This is a genomic window from Allobosea sp. NPDC055594 (assembly GCF_053618995.1).
In genome coordinates this window covers 35,854-58,084 of the sequence record NZ_JBSHIO010000012.1, presented here as the reverse complement: position 1 = coordinate 58,084, position 22,231 = coordinate 35,854, and the positions used below count along the sequence as shown (strand labels likewise).

The window sequence follows — 22,231 nt, the reverse complement described above, 5'->3', positions numbered from 1 at the left end:
CCATGCGCGAAGCCGGTTGATCGAGCGCAACGACCCGGAACGCGCTCGGTGCCAGATTTCATCTCAGTCGAGTAGAGCGAGGAGAACGCGATGTACAAATCGATTTTGGTACCGGTCGATCTTGCCGAGGCAGAACTCGCCGATCCCGCCATCGCCGCTGCGGAATCCTTCGCCACGGCTTCGGACGGTACGATCCGGCTAGTTTATGTCCGCTCGCTGGTGCCGATCACCTATATGGAATTCGTTCCGGCCGATTTCGACGCCGGGCAGCAGGCCGAGGCCGAGGCGAAGCTCGCCGAAATTGCCGCCAAGGTGAAGCTGCCGGCCGAGCGTGTCTCCGCCAAGGTGCTGGTCGGCTCGGTCCATGGCGAGGTCCTGGCGGAGGCCGATGCCAGCGGCGCCGATCTGATCGTGATCGCCTCGCATGAGCCCGGCATGCTCGCCTATGTCATCGGCTCCAACGCCTCGACCATCGTCAGGCGGGCGAAATGCTCGGTGCTCGTGGTGCGCTAGGGTACGCTCCCCTCACGGAAGAGCAGCTGTCACCCTGGAATGCCGCGAAACAGCGCAGGTTCGGGATTCGTCGACGAGGCCTGGAGCCTTCCGATGGATCCCGGGCCGAGCTTGGTTCGCCCAGCATGACGAGACCAGCTCATCCAAGGTGAGACGCTCGGCTGTGGCCCGAGGCCCTCAGCCCGGCTTGCCCCCGGGCACGAGCTCGCCCGGCACCTCGCCATTGGCGAGCTCGCGGGGGCGGTTGAGCCTGACCATCGGCCAGACTTGCCAGAAGGAGGCGGCTCCCAGCACGATCCCGAGCCAGCCGGCCGTGCTCGCGCCGCTTCGGAAGGCGCTGAGGCTGAAGAAGACGAGCATGACCAGCGAGAGCCCGCCTACGATAGCCAGGGCCAGCCAGAGCGGAAACGGCTTGCCGGCGACGAAGCGGGCGCGCGGATTGGCGCGGCTGATCGTGGCCGATAGAGCCGTGACGAAGGCGTGATAGCGCGGATCGTCGCGCTCGATATCGGTCAGCGAGCGCCAGGACAGATTGCCGAAGGTGATGCTCTTGCCGTCGCTGAGCCGCAGCTGCGTCCGGAAGCTCTTCGCGGTGACATTGCTCGGCGCGTAGAGGAAGCGGACCTGCTCGACCGCAGCCAGCCTGACACGGTCGACCTTGCGCGTACTGTCGATCTCCAGCGTGTCGCCATCGAGCCGATAGGCGATCTCGAAGCCGATCGGCTTGGGGCGCTGGCGCCAGGAGGGAGGGGCGTCGTCGTCTTCGGCTTGCATGGCGCGAAGCTCTAGCCGGCCTTGCCGCGGAGAGCAAAGCGCGGAGTTGAAAATCTCCTGAAGAACATGCGCTGTTTGGGCCCGCGCATGACCGAGCCGGTGGATGTTACCGCGTCAGCGCCTTGATCGCGCCGTCGAGCCCATCCAGCGTCAGCGGGAACATGCGCCCGCCCATCAGCCCGCCGATCTGCCGGATCGACTGGGTGTAGCTCCACAGATGCTGCTGAACCGGGTTGAGCCAGACCGATTTCGGGAAGCGCTCGGTCAGCCGCCGCATCCAGACCTCGCCGGGCTCCTCGTTCCAGTGCTCGACCGAGCCGCCGGGCATGGCGATCTCATAGGGGCTCATCGAGGCGTCGCCGACGAAGACCAGCCGGTAGTCGGGCGGATAGGTGCGCAGGATGTCGAAGGTCGGGATGACCTGGTCGTGCCGGCGCCGGTTCTCCTTCCAGACCCGCTCATAAGGGCAGTTGTGGAAGTAGAAATGCTCGAAATGCTTGAATTCGGCCCGCGCCGCGGAGAACAGCTCTTCCGCCAGCTCGACATGCCAGTCCATCGAGCCGCCGACATCGAGGAAGAGCAGCACCTTCACGGCATTGTGCCGCTCGGGCCTGAGCTTGACGTCGAGATAGCCATGCTTGGCCGTTTCGGTGATCGTCTCGTCGAGGTCGAGCTCCTCGGCGGCGCCGGTCCGGGCGAATTTCCGCAGGCGGCGCAGCGCAACCCTCAAATTGCGGACACCGAGCTCGCGTGTGTCGTCGAAATCCTTGAACTCGCGCTTGTCCCAGACCTTCACCGCACGGAAATTGCGGTTCTTGTCCTGGCCGATGCGTACGCCCTCGGGATTGTAGCCATAGGCGCCATAGGGTGAGGTGCCGGCGGTGCCGATCCATTTCGAGCCGCCCTGGTGGCGGCCCTTCTGCTCGGCGAGGCGCTGCTTCAGCGTCTCGAGCAGCTTGTCCCAGCCGAGCGCCTCGAGCTGGGCCTTCTCCTCCTCGGTCAGGAATTTCTCGGCCAGCTTGCGCAGCCATTCCTCGGGAATACCGACTTGCTCGAAGGCCTCGCCAAGCGTCTCCATGCCCTTGAAGACCTGGGCGAAGACCCGGTCGAAGCGGTCGAGATGACGCTCGTCCTTGACCAGGCAGGTGCGGGCGAGATGGTAGAATTCGTCGACGCGATGCTCGGCGAGGTCGGCCTCGACGCCCTCGAGCAAGGCGAGATACTCCCGCAGCGTGACGGGGACCTTGGCAGCTCGCAGATCGGTGAAGAGGCGCAGGAACATCGCGCTACTGTGGGCAGCGCCGCGCCGCGGTCAAGCCATGCCGGGACCGAGGACGAGTTCCACTCGGCGATGCGCGGCGGTCGGGGGCATAGTCCGGCCTGCCGATCCTGCCCGCCGAGACGGAGCATGGCGAAAGGACGCCGCGCCTTTCGCCATGCTCCTGATCTTTGAAAGCCGGGCGCCTCAGGCGACGGCGTCGGCGAGATCCTTGGTGACCTTGAACTTCACGACGGTCTTGGCGGGAACCTTGATCGTCGCGCCGGTCGACGGATTGCGGGCTTCGCGGGCCTCGCGCTTGGCCGCCGCCAGCTTGCCGATGCCGCCGAGCGTGACGTCACCACCGGACTTCAGGGTCTTGGCGACGACGCCGGCGAGCGAGCCGAGGATGGCCGAGACGTCAGCCTTGGTCTTGCCGGTCTCGTCGGCGATGGCGGCGATCAGTTCGTTCTTGGTCATACAACCCTCCTGGAAGAGCAATGATGAGAGTAGCCTCGCTCCGGCACCGCTTTTGAAGGCCGGAGCGTCGCGGCGAATCGGTGCGCTGTCGCGCGCGAACCCACCGTGTTGCATGGCTGCCATCCAAAAACGACAGCATTGGGCCTAGATACGCACAGAATACGGCTTCGTTCCGCGGAAAATGCGCTTTTCCGGCCCTGCCCGGGTGGCGGAAGCAACGGAGCGGGGCGATTGACAAGCTTCGCGCTGATATTTCAAGCTTGAAATAATAATGGGGAACGAGCGCGCATGAAGGTCATCATCGTCGGCGGCGGCATCGGCGGCCTCACCTTGGCGCTCATGCTGCACGCACGCGGCATCGCCGCGACGGTCTACGAGCAGTCCAGCGATATCCGGGAGGTCGGCGTCGGCATCAACACCTTGCCGCACGCCATTCGCGAGCTTGCCGAGCTCGGCCTGCTACCGGCTCTCGACGCCGTGGCGATCCGCACCCGCGAGCTCGTCTACATGAACCGCTTCGGGCAGGCGGTCTGGCGCGAACCGCGCGGCCTGCATGCCGGCGCGCCGGTTCCGCAGTTCTCGATCCATCGCGGCCGGCTCCAGGGCGTGATCAGGGACGCGGTCGTGGCCCGGCTCGGGCCGGAGGCGCTGCGCTGTGGCCGGCGCCTCCAGGGCTTCTTGCAGGACGAAGGCGGCGTCACCGCGCATTTCACCGATTCCCGCCGCGGGGAGGGCGGAGAAACCGCGCGAGCCGACCTGATGATCGCCGCCGACGGTATCCATTCGACGGTACGGGCCCACTACTTCCCCGACCAGGGCGCACCGCGCTGGAACGGCGTGCAGATGTGGCGCGGCGCCTGCGACTGGCCGGCCTTTCTCGATGGCGAGAGCATGATCATCGCCGGCGGCATGGCCGGCAAACTCGTGCTCTATCCGATCGCCGAAGGGAGCAAGCCGGGAACGCGGCTGACCAATTGGGTGGTCAACATCCGCACCGGCGATCCCGCCAAGCCGCCGCCGAAGGAGGCCTGGTCCAAGGCTGGCCGGCTCGAGGACGTGCTGCCCTTCGCCCGCAGATTCACGGTGCCGGGCGTCGACATCCTCGCCTTGATCCAGGCGACGCCGGGCTTCTGGGACTATCCGATGTGCGACCGCGATCCGCTGCCGCGCTGGACCCATGGCCGCGTAACCCTGCTCGGCGATGCCGCCCATCCGATGTACCCGGTCGGCTCGAACGGCGCCTCGCAGGCGATCCTCGATGCCCGCTGTCTCGCCGACCTGCTGGTCCGGGCCGAGCATCCGCGCCAGGCCCTCGCCGCTTATGAGGCGCAGCGCCTGCCGGCGACGGCCGAGATCGTGGCGATGAACCGGGCCGGCGGCCCGGAGCGGGTCATCGATGCGGTCGAGGAACTGGCGCCGAACGGCTTCGACGATGTCGAGCGCGTGCTGTCCTATGCCAAGCGCGAGATGATCGTGAAGACCTATGCCGGCAAGGCCGGCTTCGCCAAGGAGCAACTGGCGGCGCGCCGGTAGAACGAATTTCGCTCGCGCTGGCTCGTCACCCGGACAAGCCGCAAAGCGGCGCAGCTCCGAAAACCATCATAGAGCGCCGGAGTCCCATGGCAGCTTCCGGTGTGCCGCCTCGCTCCGGCTGGAATGACGGCACGAGCCGAGCGATCCTGTCGATCCGGTTCATCCAGATGCCGGGGGCACGCGCCCGGGCTCAGCCGGCTTCCGTCAGCTGGGCGATCCTTGCCTTCAGCTGCGCGTTCTCCTGCTCGAGCTGCTTGAGGCGGTGCAGCAGGTCGAGCGGGGCCGGCTCGTCATCCAGCTTGGCAGGCCGCGTGAACTCGACGCCCTGACGCGCGCCGTCGCGCCAGCGCGCGCGTACCATGCGGCTTTCGCGCTTGAGCGGCAGATAAAGCTCGAACAGCTCGGGCGTCGAGACTGCGTCGGAGAGGACGAGCAGCGCCCCGTGCTCGGACAGATTCCTGACGGTGCAATCCAGCGTCGACCGACGCTGGTTGAAGATGATCTGGGCGCCGATGAGCGTGCGGCTGCGGGCATGCTGGCGGCGTTCGGTGGTGACGGCGGGCATGGGCCGAACCTTCCTGATGGAGGCCCGCATCATGCGCCGAAATACCATCCTTCGCGCGCCTTACCCTTGATTAACCCTAATGCCGGCGACGCACCTGCCGGAACCGGTTCAGCCGGCGTCCGGTGGAGGCGGCAGGAAGTCGATCTCGTAGCGAGCCGCGAGCGCCACGACTTCAGCCGGATTCTGCTCCTTCATCGAGTGAATCGCCCAGAACAGATCATAGAGCCGGCCGGTCGGCGCGACCCAGAACAGGCACTTCACGGGCGTGTCGCTCTTGTTGAACAGACCGTGCGGGACGTTACGCGGCAGCCGGATCAGGTCGCCCGGCAGCGCATGCGATTCCTGGCCGTCGAGTACGAGATCGAGTCGGCCCTCCAGCATGTAGATGAACTCGTCCTGGGTCGGATGGATATGCGGCGGCACGAAGGTGCCGGGCGGAAAGGTGGCGTGCCAGGAGAAGCTGTCCTCGCTCAGGGTCTTGGGCACATAGGTCTGGCCCAGAATGCTCCAGGTGATCGCGTCGATGCCCTCATTGGCACGCGTCACGCCGGCGGTCAGCGGCTTCATCATCGGTCTCCTTCTCCAGTGAATTCGTCGGAATTGCGAGGTGGTTCCGTGTTCGCAACCGCGCCGGAAAGCAGAGCGGCGTCTGAGATCGCAGTTTCGTTCGCCTCGATAGCGAGATCGCTCTCGTCCTTGAGGCCGATTCCGGTCAGCGAACGGCGAAGAGCCTCGGCGATCAGCCAGGCGAGTTTGAAGGCGGCGTGCCCATGCGTGAGGCCCTCCGGGCGGATGTTCGAGATGCAGTTGCGATTGGCGTCGGTAAGACCCGCTCGTGGCGCGAAGGTCAGATAGGCGCCGAGAGAATCCGGAGAGGACAGCCCGGGACGTTCACCGATCAGCATGGCCACAGCACGCGCGCCGAACGCCGCGCCGATCTCGTCACCGAGAGCAACCCGTGCCTGGCGCCCGACAACGAGCGGGGCGAGCCGCAGGCCCTGCCGGGCCAATAATGGCAACAGCGCCGCGACCAGGGGAACGGCATTTCGATGAACCGCCGTCGAGGAGAGCCCGTCCGCAACGATGATCGCCAGGTCGAAGTCGCCATACCGTGCCGTCAGCGCCTCGCGGCTTCCGGGTGAGAGACTTCGCCCGAGATCGGGCCGGCGCAGATACGCCTCGCGCGAGCCCGCTGCGCTGTCGACCTGGATCACCTCGAGGCCGAGGGCTGCAAGCCGGCCGGCCACGTCGTCGGCGTCGAACGGCGCATGCACTGCGTCGCGGGCCTGGGCATGGGCCATGCCGAAGCGGAGCACTTCCCGCGTCGGTACGGAGGCGCCCGAACGGCCGAGCGCGACGCGGGCCGGCGTGAGCGTCGCGAGCTCGGCCAGTTGCGGCGCGCCGGATTTCGGCTTCTCGCTCATGCTGCCTTGCCTGGCAGGGCCGCCAGAAGGGCCTGTCCGCCCTGCCTCGCACTCAGGCGCCCGGTTGCATCCGTGATGTCCATGCGCTGCAGCCAGGCCTCGAACTCGGGGGCGCGTTTCAGGCCGAGAACCTCCCGGATATAGAGCTGATCATGGAATGAGGTCGACTGGTAGTTCAGCATCACATCGTCGGCGCCGGGCACGCCCATGATGAAATTGACGCCGGCCGTGCCCAGCAGGGTCAGCAGCGTGTCCATGTCGTCCTGATCGGCCTCGGCATGATTGGTGTAGCAGATGTCGCAACCCATCGGCACGCCCAGCAGCTTGCCGCAGAAATGGTCTTCCAGCCCCGCCCGGATGATCTGCTTGCCGTCATAGAGATATTCCGGCCCGATGAAGCCGACCACGGTATTGACCAGTAGCGGCTCGTAGGCCCGGCAGACGGCATAGGCGCGCGCTTCGAGCGTCTGCTGGTCGACGCCGTGATGGGCGTTGGCCGAAAGGGCTGAGCCCTGGCCGGTTTCGAAATACATCAGGTTGTCGCCGGTCGTGCCGCGTTGCTGCGAGCGGCCGGCCTCCATCCCCTCCTGCAGAAGGGAAAGGTCGATGCCGAAGGAGGTGTTGGCGGCCTGCGTGCCCGCGACAGACTGGAAGACGAGGTCGACCGGCGCGCCTTGCCCGATCAGAGCGATCGCACTGGTGACATGCGTCAGGACGCAGCCCTGCGTGGGGATCTCGAAGCGGGCGATCAGCTCGTCGAGCAGGCGGAGCAGCTCGCCGATCCGGCCGAGATTGTCCGAGGCCGGGTTGATGCCGATCACCGCATCGCCGCAGCCATAGCTCAGCCCGTCTATGATCGAGGCGAGGATGCCGGCGGCATCGTCGGTCGGGTGATTGGGCTGGAGGCGCACAGCGAGCCGCCCTGGCAGGCCGAGTGTATTGCGGAAACGGCTGACGACCCGGCATTTACGCGCGACCAGGATCAGGTCCTGGTTGCGCATCAGCTTCGACACCGCCGCCGCCATTTCCGGCGTGATGCCCGGGGCGAGCCGGGCCAGCACTTCGCTCGTCGCCGCATCGGAGCAGAGCCAGTCACGGAACTCGCCGACGGTGAGCGCGGCGACCGGCGCGAAGGCCGCCGCATCATGCGTGTCGATGACGAGGCGCGTGACCTCGTCGTCCTCGTAAGGGATCAGCGCTTCATGCAGGAAGGTCCGCAGCGGCAGATCCGCCAGCGCGATCCGCGCCGCCATCATCTCCTGCATGCTGCCGGCGGCGAGCCCCGCCAGCTGGTCGCCCGAGCGCGGCGGCGTCGCCTTCCCCATCAGCTCGCGGAGATCGGCGAAGACATGGCTGGTTCCGCCGATTGCGACGCGATACCCCATTTGCCTGTCTCCCTCCCCAGCTCTCGCCAGAGCACGGTCCCGTCATCGCGTTGGAGGCGGACCTGCCTCTACAGATTCAGGAAGCGGTCCTTGACCGCACTATCGCTTCGCAACGCCTCGCTCGTGCCGCGCCAGACGACGCGGCCCTTCTCCAGCACGATATGCCGGTCGGCGATCTTGGCCAGCGCATCGACATTCTTGTCGATCACCAGGATCGACTCGCCTTCCGCCTTCAGCGCCGCAAGGCAGGCCCAGATCTCCTGACGGATGATCGGCGCCAGGCCCTCGGTCGCCTCGTCGAGGATGACGAGCTTGGGATTGGTCATCAGCGCCCGGCCGATCGCCAGCATCTGCTGCTCGCCGCCGGAAAGCTGGTTGCCGCGGTTGGCGCGGCGCTCCCTGAGCCGCGGCAGGAAGGCGTAGACCCGCTCCAGCGTCCAGCGCGGCTGGCCGAAGCGGCTGGCCGCCGTCGCGATCAGGTTCTCCTCGACCGAGAGCGTCGGGAAGATCTGGCGGCCTTCCGGGACGAGGCCGATCCCGGCCTGGGCGAGGCGGAAGGGCGCGCTGCCGGTGAGGTCGACGCCGCCGAAACTGACGCGCCCGGCCTTCGGGCGGATCAGCCCCATGATCGAACGAATCGTCGTGGTCTTGCCCATGCCGTTGCGGCCGAGCAGGGTCACGACCTCGCCGGCGCCGACCGCAAGATCGACGCCGAACAGGATCTGCGCCTCGCCATAGCCGGCATCGAGGTTCTCGACCGTCAGCACGGTTCAGCCCTCCTCGCCGAGATAGGCTTCGCGCACGGCCTGGTCGGCCCTGACGGCGGCCGGCTCGCCCGAGGCGATCACGCGGCCATAGACCAGCACGCTGACCTTGTCGGCGAGCGCGAACACCGCCGTCATGTCGTGCTCGACCAGGAGCATGGCATAGCGGCCCTTCAGTCTGGAGAGCAGCTCGATCAATCGCTCGCCTTCCTCGCGGCCGACGCCGGCCAAGGGCTCGTCGAGCAGGATCGCGGCCGGCTCCAGCGCCAGCGCCATGGCGAGTTCGAGCGCCCGCTTCTCGCCATGCGAGAGGCGCCCGGCAGGAACCTCGGCACGGTCGGCGAGGCCTACCGCCTCGAGCGCCGCCAGGGCAGGGCGGTTCAGCGCCGCGTCGCGCGCCGCATTACGGAACAGTGAGAGCGGATGCGCCGCCTTGGCCTGCACGCCGAGTGCGACATTCTCCAGCACCGAAAGCGAGGCGATCGTCGAGGTGATCTGGAAGGTGCGGGCGAGGCCGCGCCGTGCCCGCTTCTCCGGCGTCAGCGCCGAAATGTCCTCGCCGCGAAAGCGGATCGCGCCGCTGTCGGGCTTGAGCATGCCGGAGATCTGGTGGACGAGCGTGGTCTTGCCCGCGCCGTTCGGGCCGATCAGCGCATGCAGTTCGCCGGGTGCCACGGAGAGGCTGACATCGTCGGTGACCTTGAGCGCACCGAACGATTTGCGCACGGATTCGAGCGTGAGGACGGGCTGGTTCATGCGCCGCCACCCCCGCCCAGCTTGCGCAGCATGCCGACGATGCCGCCACGGGTGAACAGCACGAAAAGAATGATCAGCGGCCCGAAGATCACCCGCCAATGCTCGGTCAGATGCGAGAGCCCGTCTTCGGCGACGAGATAGGCGATGGCGCCAATGATCGCGCCATGCAGCGAGCCGACGCCGCCGAGCACCGCCATGAAGATCAGCTCGCCCGAGCGCTGCCAGGACATGAAGGCCGGGCTGACGAAATCGGTGTGGTTGGCGAGGAAGAAGCCGGAGATCCCTGCGACCATGCCGCTGATCACATAGGCGACGAGCCGGATGCGGGTGACGTCGAAGCCGGTGACCGAGACCCGGACCGGATTCTCGCGCGCCGCCCGCAGGATGCGTCCGAAGCGCGAGGCGACGAGGATGCGGACCAGCACATAGCAGCCGGCGAGCGCGGCGAGCACGCAATAGAAGAAACCCGTGCGGGTCGAGAACAGATCGAGGCCGGCAATGGTGCTCTTCTCGTAGAGCGTCAGCCCGTCATCGCCGCCATAGGCCGAGAGCGCCTGCGCCAGGAAATAGACCATCTGGCCGAAGGCGAGCGTGATCATGATGAAGGTGACGCCGCGGGTGCGCAGGCAGATCGCCCCGGTGATCGCGGCGAACAGGGCGCAGATGCCGAGCACCACCGGCAGGATCAGCAGCGCCTCGGCCTGTCCTTCGGTGATCATGATGCCGGTGACATAGGCGCCTATGCCGAGGAAGGCGGCGTGGCCGAAGGAGACGAGCCCGCCGACGCCGAGGATGAGGTCGAGCGAGAGCGCCGCGATCGCGAAGATCATCGCCCGCGTCAGCAGAGCGAGCCAGCCGGAGGGCATGCCGAGGCTGACGGCGAGCGGCGCCAGCGCCAGCAGCCCAAAGAGCAGGATCGGCAGCAGCAGCCGGCCGCGCCTGCGCGGGGCCGGGGCGGCCACCGTCTCCGCCAGCGCCGGAGCCGTGCTCATGTGCGCCCCCGCGAGGGCAGGAGCCCCTCAGGCCTCAGGAACAGCACCACCGCCATCAGGAGGTAGATCAGCATGGAGGAGAGGGCGGCGCCGGTGGCCCGGGCCGAGGGCGCGCTCATGAACAGGCGCAGCAAATCGTTCATGAAGGAACGGCCGAGCGTGTCGACGAGGCCGACGATCAGGGCCGCGACGAAGGCGCCGCGGATCGAGCCGATGCCGCCGATGACGATGACGACGAAGGCGAGGATCAGGACGGTGTCGCCCATGCCGGGCTCGACCGAGAGGATTGGTGCCGCCATCGCCCCCGCGAAGCCGGCCAGCATGGTGCCGAAGGCGAAGACGATCATGAACAGCTTGCGGATGTCGACGCCGAGCGCCGAGACCATCGGGGCGTTCGAGGCGCCGGCGCGCAGCAGCATGCCGGTGCGGGTGCGGTCGACGACGAACCAGAGCAGCAGGCCGACGGCGAGCCCCGCCCCGATCAGTGCGAAGCGGTAGGTCGGATAGAGGATGCCGTCCAGCAGCGCGACATTGCCAGAGAGGAACTCCGGCACCGGCACCGAGAGCGGCGCCGCGCCCCAGATGATCTTGACGCCCTGGTTGAGCAGCAGGATCAGCCCGAAGGTCGCCAGCACCTGGTCGAGATGGTCGCGTTCGTAGAGATGTCGGAAAACCAGGAATTCGAGCGCGAGGCCGAAGACCAGCGCCGCCGCCAGCGCCAGTACAAGCCCGAGCACGAAGGAGCCGGTCAGCGCGACGAAGGTCACCGCCAGATAGGCACCGAGCATGTACTGCACGCCATGCGCCAGGTTGATGAAATCCATCACGCCGAAAACGAGGGTCAGCCCTGCCGCCACCAGGAACAGCAGGATGCCGAACTGCAGCCCGTTCAGGATCTGGACAAGGAGGAGGCCGGTGGTCATGCGCTTGCGCAACTCGGCTTAAGAACAACAGACGCCGTCATCCCGGCCGCAGCGAAGCGGAGGGCCGGGATCCATGCCTGAACATCGGTCGGTCTGGCATGGATCCCGGGTCGGGCTGAAGCCCGCCCGGGATGACCATTCAGGTCGCGGTGAAGGACGAAAGCGTCACTTCAGCGCGCAATCCTTGGCGTGCGGATCGGCGTAGTCCGTGAACACCTTCTGGGCGATCTCGGTCTGGAACTTGCCGTCCGGCCGCTTGGCGACCTTGACCAGGTAGAAGTCCTGGATCGGGTAGCCATTGGTGTTGAACTTGAACTTGCCGCGAAGCGAGGTGAAATCGGCCTTTTTGAGCGCGGCGCGCAGCTTGTCCTTGTCGCCGGTGCCGCCCGCCGCCTTCACGGCCGAGTCGATCAGCTGCGCGGCGTCGAAGGCCTGCTGGGCATAGGAGCCGGGCACGATCTTGTAGGCCGCCTCATAGGCCGCGACGAACTTCTTCGTCTGCGGATTGTCCATGTTCGGCGCCCAGGTCATGCCGCCGAACATGCCGACTGCGGCGTCCTGCTGCGCCGGCAGGGTCGACTCGTCGACCGTGAAGGCCGAGAGGAACGGCACCTTGCCGGTGAGGCCGGCTTGCGACCACTGCTTGACGAAGTTGACGCCGAGGCCGCCGGGCAGGAAGGCGAAGACCACGTCGGGTTTCGCCGAGGCGATCTTGGCGAGCTCGGCCGAGAAATCGAGCGAGGTCAGCGGGACATAGACCTCGTCGAGGACCTCGCCCTTGAAATAGCGCTTGAAGCCGGCCAGCGAGTCCTTACCCGCCTGGTAGTTCGGCGCGATGATATAGGCCTTCTTGTAGTTCTGGTCCTGGGCGTATTTGCCGAGCACCTCGTGGACCTGGTCGTTCTGGTACGAGGTCACGAAGAAGTTCTGGTGGCAGGCGTTGCCGGCCATGGTCGACGGGCCGGCGTTCGGGCTGATCAGGATGGCGCCGGAGTCCAGCACCGGCTTGGCGATCGCGCCGAGGATGTTGGAGAACACCGGGCCGACGACGAAGTCGACCTTGCCGCCCTCGACGAAGCTGCGCACCTTGCCGACCGCGACATCGGGCTTCAGCTCGTCGTCGATGATGGTGATCTGCACCGGCACGCCGCCGAGCTTGCCGCCGTTCTGGTCGACCGCGAGCTGGAAGCCGTCGCGAACCTGCTGGCCGAGGGCCGCCGCAGGTCCGGTCAGCACGCTGACCACGCCGATCTTCAAGGGTTCCTGCGCCTGGGCGGTCGACAGCCCGAGCGCGAGCATACCGGCGCTGAGCGACAATGCGAATTTGAGATTCATGTCTGATGTCCTCCCGGGACGTGCCAGATACGGCCGCCGGCGGGGTTCCCCATCCCCGTCCAGACGGCGTCGGCAGTCATATTGTTTCAAGCTTAAAATATCTGCAAGGGGGGTCCTGCGGGTAATTTTCGTGCGTGGATCGAGGCGCCATTCTCGGGCCAAGCCCGAGCATGACGCCTTATTCGATCGCTGCCTTAGGCCTGCACGCCGTCGACATACCAGTCCATCTTGGACAGCATCTCGTCGCTGGCGGTCTCGCCGGCCTTCAGGCGCAGCGTGCCCTTCTGGTCCTTGAGCTCGCCGGTGAAGGGGTGGAGCGTGCCGGCGATGATGCCCTTCTGGACCTCGTCGGCCGCGGCCCGGGCCGCCGGCGTCATCGCCGCGTTGTAGGGCGCCATCTTGACCATGCCTTCCTTGAGGCCGTGCCAGACGTCGCCGGTCTTCCAGGTTCCGTCCATGACCTCCTTGACGCGCTTGATGTAGTAGCCCGACCAGTCGTCGACGATCGCGGTCAGATGCGCCTTCGGCGCGAAGGCGCTCATGTCGGAAGCTTGGCCGAAGGCGAACACGCCGCGCTGTTCAGCTGCCTGCAGCGGAGCGGCGGAATCGGTGTGCTGGGTGATCATGTCGGCGCCCTGGTCGATCAGCGCCTTGGCCGCGTCGGCCTCCTTGGCCGGATCGTACCAGGTCGAGGCCCAGATCACCTTGGTCTTGAAGTTCGGGTTCACCTTCCTGGCGGCGAGGTGGAAGGCGTTGATGCCCATCACCACTTCCGGGATCGGGAAGGAGGCGACGTAGCCGGCCTGGCCCGATTTCGACATGTGCCCGGCGATGGTGCCGAGGACCGCGCGGCCCTCGTAGAAGCGGGCATTGTAGGTCGCGACGTTCTCGGCGCGCATATAGCCGGTGGCGTGCTCGAACTTGATCTTCGGGAACTGCTTGGCGACCTGGATTGTCGGGTTCATGAAGCCGAACGAGGTGGCGAAGATGATCTGGTTGCCGGCCTGGGCGAGCTGGCGGATGGCGCGCGCCGCGTCCGGCCCCTCGGCCACGTTCTCGATGAAGCTGGTCTTGATCTTGGCGCCGTACTCCTTTTCGAGCGCCAGTCGGCCCTGGTCATGGGTCCAAGTGTAGCCGTGGTCGCCGATCGGGCCGACATAGACGAAGCCGACGCCGAGTGGCGCCTGCGCCTGGGCTCCCCCGATGAGCGGCAGCGCCGAGGTCGCGGCAGCGCCGGCCAGAAGCGTCCTGCGGGTGATGATGGTCGACATGATGTGCTCCCCGTTGTCGGTTTCGGCGCTAGGGCGCCGGGAAAGGCTTGCCAAGGCAGGCGGGCGCGTTGCGGCCGCCGGTTCTCGTTCCTAGCGACATCATCGTCAGAACCACAATGGTCGCAAGGTAGGGTGTCATCGCCAGCACCTCCGGCGCGACCCAGTTGATGCCGGCGGCCTTGGCCTGCAATTCGAAGGTCGCGACGGCGCCGAAAAGATAGGCGCCGAGCAGCAGTCGCCCCGGTTTCCAGGCTGCGAAGACGACGAGGGCGAGCGCGATCCAGCCGCGTCCGGCGGTCAGCCGGTCGGCCCACATCGGCGTCAGCGCCAGCGAGAAATAGGCGCCGCCGAGCCCGGCGAGCGCGCCACCGAAGCCGGTCGCGGCGGTCCTGATAACGAGCACGCGATAGCCGATGGCATGGGCGGACTCGGCGTTCTCGCCGACGGCGCGCAGGATCAGCCCGGCCCGCGTGCGCCGCAGGAACAGGCTGACGGCGAGAACCAGCAGCAGCGAGAGATAGACCAGGGCGTCATGGCCGAAGACCAGGCGCAGCCAGGGATGGTTGGCGTAGTCGGCGGGGAATAGCGGTCCGAGCCGCTGGATGGTGCGGCCGACATAGCCGGCGCCGAACAGCGAGGAGACGCCAATCCCGAAGATGGTCAGCGCGAGCCCCGTCGCGACTTGGTTGGAGCCGAGGCCGAGCGTCAGCAGGGCGAAGATCATCGCCGCCAGGAAGCCGGCGACTGCCGCGGCGACGAGGCCGAGCGTGACGCTGCCGCTGCTATAGGCGACGGCGAAGCCGGTCACTGCCCCGCAGAGCATCATGCCCTCGACGCCGAGATTGAGTACGCCGGCCTTCTCGGTGACGAGCTCGCCGAGGCCGGCCAGCAGGATCGGAGTCGCCGCCGCTGCCAGCGTCATGAAGATCGAGACGAGGATGACGCTGGTCATGGCGCGACCTTCGCGTGGCCGCGCCGGAAGGCGAGCCGCCAGCGCACCAGCACGTCGGTGGCGAGCAGGAAGAACAGCAGCATCGCCTGGAACATGCCAGTCGCCGCCTGCGGCAGTCGGACGGTGCTCTGCGCGATCTCGCCGCCGACATAGGTCACCGCGAGGACGAGGCCGCCGAAGACTATGCCGATCGGCGAGAGCCGTCCGAGAAAGGCGACGATAATTGCGGTGAAGCCGTAGCCGACCGGGAATTGCGGGGTGAGCTGGCCGAACGGGCCCGCGGCCTCGAACAGCCCGGCCAGGCCCGCGAGTCCGCCGCTGGCGAGCAGGGCGGCCCAGGTGATGCGGTTCGCGTCGAAGCCGCCATGACGGGCGGCCGCTGGCGCCCGCCCCACGACCCTGACCGCGTAGCCGGCGACCGTCTTGCCCATCACGAACCAGGCGATGACCGCCAGCAGCAATGCGACGGGAACGCCGAGATGGACCAGAGAGCCCTCCGCGATGGCGGGCAGCACCTGATCGCCGCTGAACATCTTGGTCTGCGGGAAGTTGAAGCCGTCCGGGTCCTTCCACGGGCCGCGCACGAGGTAGTACAGGAACTGGACGGCGACATAGCTCAGCATCAGGCTGGTCAGGATCTCGCTGACCTGCAGCCGGACCTTGAGGAGGGCGGGGATCGCGGCCCAGGCGGCGCCGCCGATGACGCCGGCCAGCGCCATGGCGGGCAGGATCCACCAGCCTGTCATGTCATGGGTGAGCAGGGCGACGCCGGTGCCGGCGATGGCGCCCATCACATATTGCCCCTCGGCGCCGATGTTCCAGACATTGGCCCGGAAACCGATGGCGAGGCCGAGCGCGATGATCACCAGCGGCGCGGCCTTGACGCCGAGATCGGCCCAGCGCTGCGGTTCGAGCAGCGGCGTCAGGAAGATCGCCTTGACCGCGTGAAAGCCGTCATAGCCGATCGCGCTGAACACCAGCATGCCGGTCAGCATGGTCAGGGCGATGGCGATCAGCGGGCTCAGATAGAGCATCGTCCGGCTTGGTTCGCTGCGGCGGCGCCATTCAAGCATGGGCATGGTCCGCTGCTACCGCCTCGCCATGGACGCCGCCCATCAGCAGGCCGATCTCCTCCAGCTTAAGCCCGGCGACCGGCCTGGCTTCCGAAAGCCGGCCCTCATTGATGACGCAGAGCCGGTCGGCCAATTCGAGCAGCTCGTCGAGGTCCTGCGAGATCACCACGATCGACGAGCCCCTGGCGGCGAGATCGACCAGCGCCTGCCGGATCGCGGCGGCGGCGCCGGCGTCGACGCCCCAGGTCGGCTGCTCGACGATGAGGACCTCCGGATTCTGGCCGATCTCGCGACCCATGATGAACTTCTGCAGATTGCCGCCGGAGAGCGCGCCGGCGAAGGCTGCGGGGCCGGTGGTGCGCACGTCGAAGCGCGAGATCACCTCGCGCGCATACGCGTCGACCGCGCCTTGCCGGATCAGGCCGGCGGGCGCCAGCGGCAGCCGATGCCGCGCCGTCAGCACGACATTGTCGGCGAGTGAGAAATCCGGCACGGCGGCATGGCCATTGCGCTCCTCGGGCACGCAGGCGAGCCCGGCGGCGCGGCGCCGGCCGGCATCGGCATGGCCGAGCGGCTGCCCGTCGAGCTTGACGGCGTCGTTCGCGGCGGCGCGGCGCTCGCCCGACAGGGCCAGCAGCATCTCGGCCTGTCCATTGCCAGCGACGCCGGCGATACCGAGGATTTCGCCGGCATAAGCGGTAAAGCCGATACTCTTCAGGTCGGTGCCGAAGGGCGGCTCGCCCGACATGTTCAGTCCGCTGACGACGAGACGGGCGCGGCGCGCCTCGTCAGCCGTGGCCGGGCGCTCGATGCTCTTCAGCTCCGCTCCGATCATCAGCTCGGCCATGCGCCGGGTCGATTCCGTGCGCGGATCGCAGGTCGCGACGACCCGGCCAGCTCGCAGGATGGTCGCGGCTTCGCACAGCGCTTTGATCTCGTGGAGCTTGTGGCTGATGTAGAGGATAGAGCAGCCCTCCGCCGCGATCTGGCGCAGGGTGTCGAACAGGCGCTCGACCTCCTGCGGTGTCAGCACCGAGGTCGGTTCGTCCATGATCAGGAGTTTTGGCTTCTGCAGCAGGCAGCGCACGATCTCGATGCGCTGGCGTTCGCCGACCGAAAGCGTGTGCACCTCGCGATCGGGATCGAGCGGCAGCGAATAGCTGTCGAGGATCGCCTTGATCCGCCGTTTCAGCTCTTCCGCCGGAACCTTCTCGTCGAGCCCGAGCGCGATGTTCTCCAGCACCGTCATGCCGTCGAACAGCGAGAAATGCTGGAACACCATGCCGATGCCGAGCTTGCGGGCGGCCTTGGGCGAGGGAATTTCGACGGGGTGGCCGTCCCAGCGGATTTCGCCTTCGTCGGCGCGCTGCACGCCGTAGATGATCTTGACTAGGGTCGACTTGCCGGCGCCGTTCTCGCCCAGCAGCGCATGGATCTCGCCCGGCCGGACACCGAAGCTGATGTCCTGGTTGGCCTTCACGCCCGGAAAGCTCTTCGAGACATGGGCGAGCGCCAGACGTAAAGGGGCCGTCTCGTCAGGCGGCTGCGTCATGGGCGGCTCGGCCTTTCTCTGGCGCGGTGGCGTCCTTCCCCGCGAAGGCCGCCTTCTCGCCAAGCAACCAACGTACCAGCTCGGCCGCCGTCAAGGCCGCGATCACCTCCGGACGCTTGTCATGCACATCCGATCCACCGATCGGGCAGGTCAGGCGCGTCAAAGCCGTGCTTCCGGGATGCCGGCGCCGGAAGCTCGCCTCGAAGCGGGCGCGTTTCGTGCCTGAGCCGATCATCCCGACATAGGCCGCATCGCCGCGCAGAAGCGCCGCCTCGGTCAGCCGGTAATCGAGCGCATGGCTGTGGGTCAGGGCGATGAAGGCAGCTCCGGGCCTGGCATCGGCCAGCGCGGTTTCGGGATCGTCGAGATGCAGGCAGGCCACCGTCTCCGGCACGTCGCCGAACTGGCCGGGCCGGTCGTCGACCAGCGTCACGGCGAGCGGCAGCAGGGACAGGCAGCGGGCGAGGGCCTTGCCGGTATGCCCGGCGCCGAAGATCAGCACCTGCGGCCGTCCGGCAACTGCCTTCGTTTCATCATCGCGCAGGGCGGCGAGGTCGGCAGGGGTGGCACGCGCCAGCGAAACCTCGACGCGCCCGCCGCAGCACTGGCCCATTTGCGGGCCGAGCGGCAGGTCGACTCGGCGCTGCTGGTCGCCGGTCGCCAGCATTTCGCGGGCGAGATCGAGGCAGTGGAATTCGAGCTGGCCACCGCCGATCGTCCCGACGCTGTCATGGTGCGAGACGAGCATCGTCGCGCCGGCCTCGCGCGGTGTCGAGCCCTGCACGCGTTCGATGCGGACGACGATCGCGCCTTCGTCGAGATGCCGCTCAAGAAAATCGGAGAGCGTCATGATGCGCCCTCCGCGGCTGCAGCCAGGGCCCGCACCCGCTCGACCGCGTCGAGCACGCGCTCGGGCGTCGCCGGTGCGTCGAGCTTCGGACAGAAGCGATGCTCGCCGACGCTGGCGACCGCATCCGACAGAGCGTGCAGCACGCTGATCGCCAGCATCAGCGGCGGCTCGCCGACCGCCTTGGAGCGATGGATCGTGTGCTCGCGGTTCGGGGCATTCTCCAGCAATGCGACGTTGAAGATGCGCGGGCGGTCGGAGGCGACGGGGATTTTGTAGGTCGAGGGCGCATGGGTCCTGAGGCGCCCCTTCTCGTCCCAGACCAGCTCTTCGGTGGTCAGCCAGCCCATACCCTGGACGAAGCCACCCTCGATCTGGCCCTTGTCGATCGCCGGGTTCAGCGAGTTGCCGCAATCGTGGAGGATGTCGACGCGTTCGACCTTGTACTCGCCGGTCAGCGTGTCGATCGCGACCTCGGCAGCCGCCGCGCCATAGGCGAAATAGTAGAACGGGTGACCGCGCCCGGCCTTGCGGTCCCAATGGATTTTTGGCGTCGCATAGAAGCCGGTGGCCGAAAGCTGGACGCGGGCCATATAGGCTTCCCTGACCAGCTCGACGAAGGCGATCTCGCGCGCCCCGATCCTGACTCGGCCGGGCAGGAAGGCGATCGCCTCCGGCGCTTCCTGCCAGCGCTCCGCGGCGAAGGCGGTGAGCCGCCGCTTGATGGTTTCGCAGGCGTCGAGCGCCGCCATGCCGTTGAGGTCGGAGCCCGAGGAGGCGGCGGTCGCCGAGGTGTTCGGCACCTTGCCAGTCGTGGTCGCGGTGATCCTGATCCGGTCGAGGCCGATGCCGAAGGCCTGGGCCACGACCTGCGCCACCTTCTGGTAGAGCCCCTGGCCCATTTCGGTGCCGCCATGGTTCAGCGCCACTGTGCCGTCCGTGTAGACATGCACCAGCGCGCCGGCCTGATTATACCAGGTCGCGGTGAAGGAGATGCCGAATTTCACCGGGGTCAGCGCGATGCCGCGCTTGATGACGGGGCTCTCGCGATTGAAGGCGCGGATCGCCTGTTGCCGCTCGCGGTAGTGGCAGTCGCGTTCCAGCTCGTCGATCACCTCGCCGGCGATCATGTCCTCGACCTGCTGGTGATAGGGTGTCGTCAGCCGGTCCTCGCCGCCATAGAGATTGCGCCGTCTCACCTCCAGCGGGTCGAGCCCGGTGGCGTAGGCGACCTCCTCGACGAAGCGCTCGGCCCCGACCATGCCCTGCGGTCCGCCGAAGCCGCGAAAGGCGGTGTTCGAGACGGTGTGGGTGCGCAGCGGTTCGGAGCGGGCCCGCACCGCCGGGTAGAAATAGCAATTGTCCATATGGAACAGCGCCCGGTCCGTCACCGGACCGGACAGGTCGGCATTCCAGCCGCAGCGGGCGGCATAGACCGCATCGACTGCGTGGATGCGGCCATCATCGTCGAAGCCGATCTCGTAATCGACGACGAAGTCGTGGCGCTTGCCGGTGATCACCATGTCGTCGTCGCGGTCGGGCCGCAGCTTCACCGGCCGCCCGAGCTTGCGGGCGGCGAGCGCTGCGACGCAGGCGAAGAGGTTGGCCTGCGTCTCCTTGCCGCCGAAGCCGCCGCCCATGCGCCTGACCTCGATCGTCACCGCATGGGCGCCGATGCCGAGCACGGACGCGACCATGTGCTGGACCTCGCTCGGATGCTGGGTCGAGGAGTGCACCAGCATGTCGCCATCCTCGCCGGGAACGGCGAGAGCGATCTGGCTCTCGAGATAGAAATGGTCCTGCCCGCCGATCGCCATCGTGCCCTTGAGCCGGCGCGGGCTCGCCGCGAGCGCCGCCGCGACATCGCCGCGCTCGAGCTTCAGCGGCTCGGTGACGAGCTCGCCCGCCGCCGCCCGGGCCGCCGCGACGTCGAGCAGGGGCGCAGCCTCCTCATGGCTCGCCTTCGCCAGCGCTGCCGCATGCCGCGCCTGCTCGCGCGTCTCGGCGACGACCGCGAAGAGCGGCTGGCCGTGATGCAGGATCGCCTCGGTCGCGAAGACCGGCTCGTCATGCTTGTGCGTCGAGGAGATATCGTTCTCGCCGGGGATGTCGGCGGCGGTCAGGACTGCGAGGATGCCCGGCGTGGCTTCGACCGCCGACAGGTCGAGCGACAGAAGCCGGCCATGGGCGATGCTGGAGAGGCCGAGGCAGGCATGGGCGGTTCCCGCCGGCTCCAGGATGTCGTCGACATAGACGGCCTCGCCGGCGACGTGCTTGTCGGCTGAATCGTGCTTCAGCGGCGAGCCGACGACCGGCCGCGTCTCCATGGCGTCGAGCCGCTTACGTGCGTCAGCCATGGGCGGCCTCCGCCAGCAGGCCGGCGACCCGGGTCGCCGCTTCGGGAACGGTGGTTTCGATCAGGAAACGCCGCAACAGGTTGCCCGCGACTTTCAGCCGGTAGGCCGCCGAGGCGCGCATGTCGGTGAGCGGCGTGAAATCACCCGCGAGCGCGGCGATGGCGGCGGCGACGGTGGCCTCGTTCCAGTACCGGCCAAGCAGGGCCGCCTCCGCCGCCTTCGCGCGCTTCGGGATGCCGGCCATGCCGCCGAAGGCGAGGCAGGCCTCGGCGATGCGGCCGTTGGCATCACGGCGCAGCAGGAAGGCGCCGCACAGGGCCGAGATGTCCTCGTCGAAGCGCTTCGAGATCTTCGAGACGTGGAACAACGTATCGGCCGGCAGCTTCGGCACCAGCACGGCTTCGACGAACTCGCCCTCGCGCCGGTCCTGCTTGCGATAGTCGAGGAAAAAAGCTTCGAGCGGGATTGTCCGGTGTTCACTGCCTTGGCGCAGCACCAGCGTCGCTCCCAAAGCGATCAGCGCGGGTGGCAGGTCGCCGATCGGCGAGCCATTGGCGATGTTGCCGCCGATCGTGCCGGCATTGCGCACCTGTTCGCCGCCGAAGCGGCGCATCATTTCGTCGAGCTGCGGAGAGATGGCTGCGAGCGCCTTGCGCACGGCGACATGGTTCGCCATCGCGCCGAGGCGCAGCTGGTCGCCTTCGTCGGAGATGGCGCGCAGCGCCTCGATCCGGCCGAGATGGATCACGGGATCGAGCCGGCGCATGCCCTTGGTCACCCAGAGTCCGACATCGGTCGCGCCGGCGATCAGCGTCGCCTGCGGGTGGGCGGCGACGAGCTCGGCGAGGGCTTCCGTGGTGGCCGGGGCGTAATAGCGTCGCTCGCCATCGCCTATCGCCACGGTCTGTCTGTCATGCAGTTCGGCGAGGCGGGAGGCGATACCGGCCTGCGCTGCGACGAAGCGGTCCTGAGAGCGGTCGGCCGCAGCCGCCCGCAGCCCGGCCGCGATGATTGGTTCGTAGCCGGTGCAACGGCAGAGATTGCCGGCGAGCGCGTCCTCGATGCGCGCGACGGATGGTGCCGCCTCGTTCAGCCAGAGTGCGAACAGCGACATCACGATGCCCGGCGTGCAGAAGCCGCATTGTGAGCCATGGCAGTCGACCATCGCCTGCTGCACGGGATGAAGCGTGCCGTCCGCGCCTTTCAGATGCTCCACCGTCAGGAGCTGGCAGCCGTCCAATGTCGGGAGGAAGCGGATGCAGGCATTGATCGCCTCGTAGCGCAGATGGCCTTCGTCGAGGCGGCCGATGACGACGGTGCAGGCGCCGCAATCGCCTTCGGCACAGCCCTCCTTGCTGCCGGTGCGGCGCCGGTCGAGCCGGAGCCAGTCCAGCACCGTCCGGGTCGGATCGCAGCTTGCGATCTCGACCCGCTCGTCGCCGAGCAGGAAGCGGACGGTTTCACGCATGGCAGCCCC

At 67.5% G+C, this 22,231-nt stretch carries 21 protein-coding genes; 2 read left to right on the top strand and 19 right to left on the bottom strand.

Annotated features, from left to right (window positions below; all coding sequences use genetic code 11):
- Window positions 1–90: 90 nt before the first annotated feature.
- Window positions 91–513: a universal stress protein gene (locus tag ACWGRX_RS21025; RefSeq protein ID WP_291634138.1), complete on the top strand. Its 423-nt coding sequence runs from the start codon at window positions 91–93 to the stop codon at window positions 511–513.
- Window positions 514–690: 177 nt separating this feature from the next.
- Here the strand turns inward: ACWGRX_RS21025 and ACWGRX_RS21020 are convergent, their stop codons facing one another.
- The 3 genes from ACWGRX_RS21020 to ACWGRX_RS21010 form a co-directional block, all read right to left on the bottom strand.
- On the bottom strand, window positions 691–1,287 hold the full coding sequence (locus tag ACWGRX_RS21020) for a hypothetical protein (protein ID WP_452119128.1): 597 nt from the start codon (window positions 1,285–1,287) through the stop codon (window positions 691–693).
- A gap of 106 nt (window positions 1,288–1,393) precedes the next feature.
- A complete protein-coding gene (locus tag ACWGRX_RS21015) occupies window positions 1,394–2,569 on the bottom strand; it encodes a vWA domain-containing protein (RefSeq protein ID WP_452119127.1) in 1,176 nt (391 codons plus the stop codon).
- A 183-nt stretch (window positions 2,570–2,752) separates the two neighbouring features.
- Window positions 2,753–3,139 carry an HU family DNA-binding protein gene (locus ACWGRX_RS21010; RefSeq protein WP_184231591.1) on the bottom strand — a complete coding sequence of 129 codons (387 nt, stop codon included), beginning with the start codon at window positions 3,137–3,139 and terminating at the stop codon, window positions 2,753–2,755.
- 174 nt (window positions 3,140–3,313) lie between these two features.
- Between ACWGRX_RS21010 and ACWGRX_RS21005 the strand changes: the two genes are divergently transcribed.
- Window positions 3,314–4,558, top strand: a complete 1,245-nt coding sequence (locus ACWGRX_RS21005) for a flavin-dependent oxidoreductase (protein ID WP_452119126.1) — start codon at window positions 3,314–3,316, stop codon at window positions 4,556–4,558.
- Window positions 4,559–4,748: 190 nt separating this feature from the next.
- Here the strand turns inward: ACWGRX_RS21005 and ACWGRX_RS21000 are convergent, their stop codons facing one another.
- The 16 genes from ACWGRX_RS21000 to xdhA form a co-directional block, all read right to left on the bottom strand.
- Complete coding sequence (locus ACWGRX_RS21000; protein WP_452119125.1) at window positions 4,749–5,123, bottom strand: PilZ domain-containing protein; 375 nt, start codon at window positions 5,121–5,123, stop codon at window positions 4,749–4,751.
- Window positions 5,124–5,231: 108 nt separating this feature from the next.
- Window positions 5,232–5,690: a cupin domain-containing protein gene (locus tag ACWGRX_RS20995; RefSeq protein ID WP_291649502.1), complete on the bottom strand. Its 459-nt coding sequence runs from the start codon at window positions 5,688–5,690 to the stop codon at window positions 5,232–5,234.
- Complete coding sequence (eutC, locus tag ACWGRX_RS20990) at window positions 5,690–6,547, bottom strand: ethanolamine ammonia-lyase subunit EutC (protein WP_452119124.1); 858 nt, start codon at window positions 6,545–6,547, stop codon at window positions 5,690–5,692. The genes ACWGRX_RS20995 and eutC overlap by 1 nt, the downstream gene beginning before the upstream one ends.
- Window positions 6,544–7,932, bottom strand: coding sequence for an ethanolamine ammonia-lyase subunit EutB (locus tag ACWGRX_RS20985; protein ID WP_452119123.1), 1,389 nt, complete (start codon window positions 7,930–7,932; stop codon window positions 6,544–6,546). The genes eutC and ACWGRX_RS20985 overlap by 4 nt, the downstream gene beginning before the upstream one ends.
- Window positions 7,933–8,000: 68 nt before the next feature.
- A complete protein-coding gene (locus ACWGRX_RS20980; RefSeq protein WP_291634155.1) occupies window positions 8,001–8,699 on the bottom strand; it encodes an ABC transporter ATP-binding protein in 699 nt (232 codons plus the stop codon).
- 3 nt (window positions 8,700–8,702) lie between these two features.
- Window positions 8,703–9,452, bottom strand: a complete 750-nt coding sequence (locus tag ACWGRX_RS20975) for an ABC transporter ATP-binding protein (protein WP_452119122.1) — start codon at window positions 9,450–9,452, stop codon at window positions 8,703–8,705.
- Entirely contained in the window at window positions 9,449–10,444 is a 996-nt protein-coding gene (locus tag ACWGRX_RS20970) for a branched-chain amino acid ABC transporter permease (RefSeq protein ID WP_452119121.1), read from the bottom strand. Before ACWGRX_RS20970 ends, ACWGRX_RS20975 begins: the two co-directional genes overlap by 4 nt.
- Window positions 10,441–11,367: a branched-chain amino acid ABC transporter permease gene (locus ACWGRX_RS20965; protein ID WP_291634161.1), complete on the bottom strand. Its 927-nt coding sequence runs from the start codon at window positions 11,365–11,367 to the stop codon at window positions 10,441–10,443. The genes ACWGRX_RS20970 and ACWGRX_RS20965 overlap by 4 nt, the downstream gene beginning before the upstream one ends.
- Window positions 11,368–11,532: 165 nt before the next feature.
- Window positions 11,533–12,702, bottom strand: coding sequence for an ABC transporter substrate-binding protein (locus ACWGRX_RS20960; RefSeq protein ID WP_452119120.1), 1,170 nt, complete (start codon window positions 12,700–12,702; stop codon window positions 11,533–11,535).
- Window positions 12,703–12,896: 194 nt separating this feature from the next.
- On the bottom strand, window positions 12,897–13,973 hold the full coding sequence (locus ACWGRX_RS20955) for a BMP family ABC transporter substrate-binding protein (RefSeq protein WP_452119119.1): 1,077 nt from the start codon (window positions 13,971–13,973) through the stop codon (window positions 12,897–12,899).
- A gap of 28 nt (window positions 13,974–14,001) precedes the next feature.
- Window positions 14,002–14,925, bottom strand: coding sequence for an ABC transporter permease (locus ACWGRX_RS20950; RefSeq protein WP_452119118.1), 924 nt, complete (start codon window positions 14,923–14,925; stop codon window positions 14,002–14,004).
- On the bottom strand, window positions 14,922–16,004 hold the full coding sequence (locus ACWGRX_RS20945; protein WP_452119117.1) for an ABC transporter permease: 1,083 nt from the start codon (window positions 16,002–16,004) through the stop codon (window positions 14,922–14,924). Before ACWGRX_RS20945 ends, ACWGRX_RS20950 begins: the two co-directional genes overlap by 4 nt.
- Window positions 15,991–17,550, bottom strand: a complete 1,560-nt coding sequence (locus ACWGRX_RS20940) for an ABC transporter ATP-binding protein (RefSeq protein ID WP_452119116.1) — start codon at window positions 17,548–17,550, stop codon at window positions 15,991–15,993. Before ACWGRX_RS20940 ends, ACWGRX_RS20945 begins: the two co-directional genes overlap by 14 nt.
- A complete protein-coding gene (gene xdhC / locus ACWGRX_RS20935) occupies window positions 17,534–18,400 on the bottom strand; it encodes a xanthine dehydrogenase accessory protein XdhC (RefSeq protein ID WP_452119115.1) in 867 nt (288 codons plus the stop codon). Before xdhC ends, ACWGRX_RS20940 begins: the two co-directional genes overlap by 17 nt.
- Window positions 18,397–20,754 (bottom strand): xanthine dehydrogenase molybdopterin binding subunit, encoded by a 2,358-nt coding sequence (gene xdhB, locus ACWGRX_RS20930; protein WP_452119114.1) that lies wholly within the window; start codon window positions 20,752–20,754, stop codon window positions 18,397–18,399. The genes xdhC and xdhB overlap by 4 nt, the downstream gene beginning before the upstream one ends.
- Window positions 20,747–22,222 (bottom strand): xanthine dehydrogenase small subunit, encoded by a 1,476-nt coding sequence (gene xdhA, locus ACWGRX_RS20925; RefSeq protein WP_452119113.1) that lies wholly within the window; start codon window positions 22,220–22,222, stop codon window positions 20,747–20,749. Before xdhA ends, xdhB begins: the two co-directional genes overlap by 8 nt.
- Window positions 22,223–22,231: the final 9 nt, after the last annotated feature.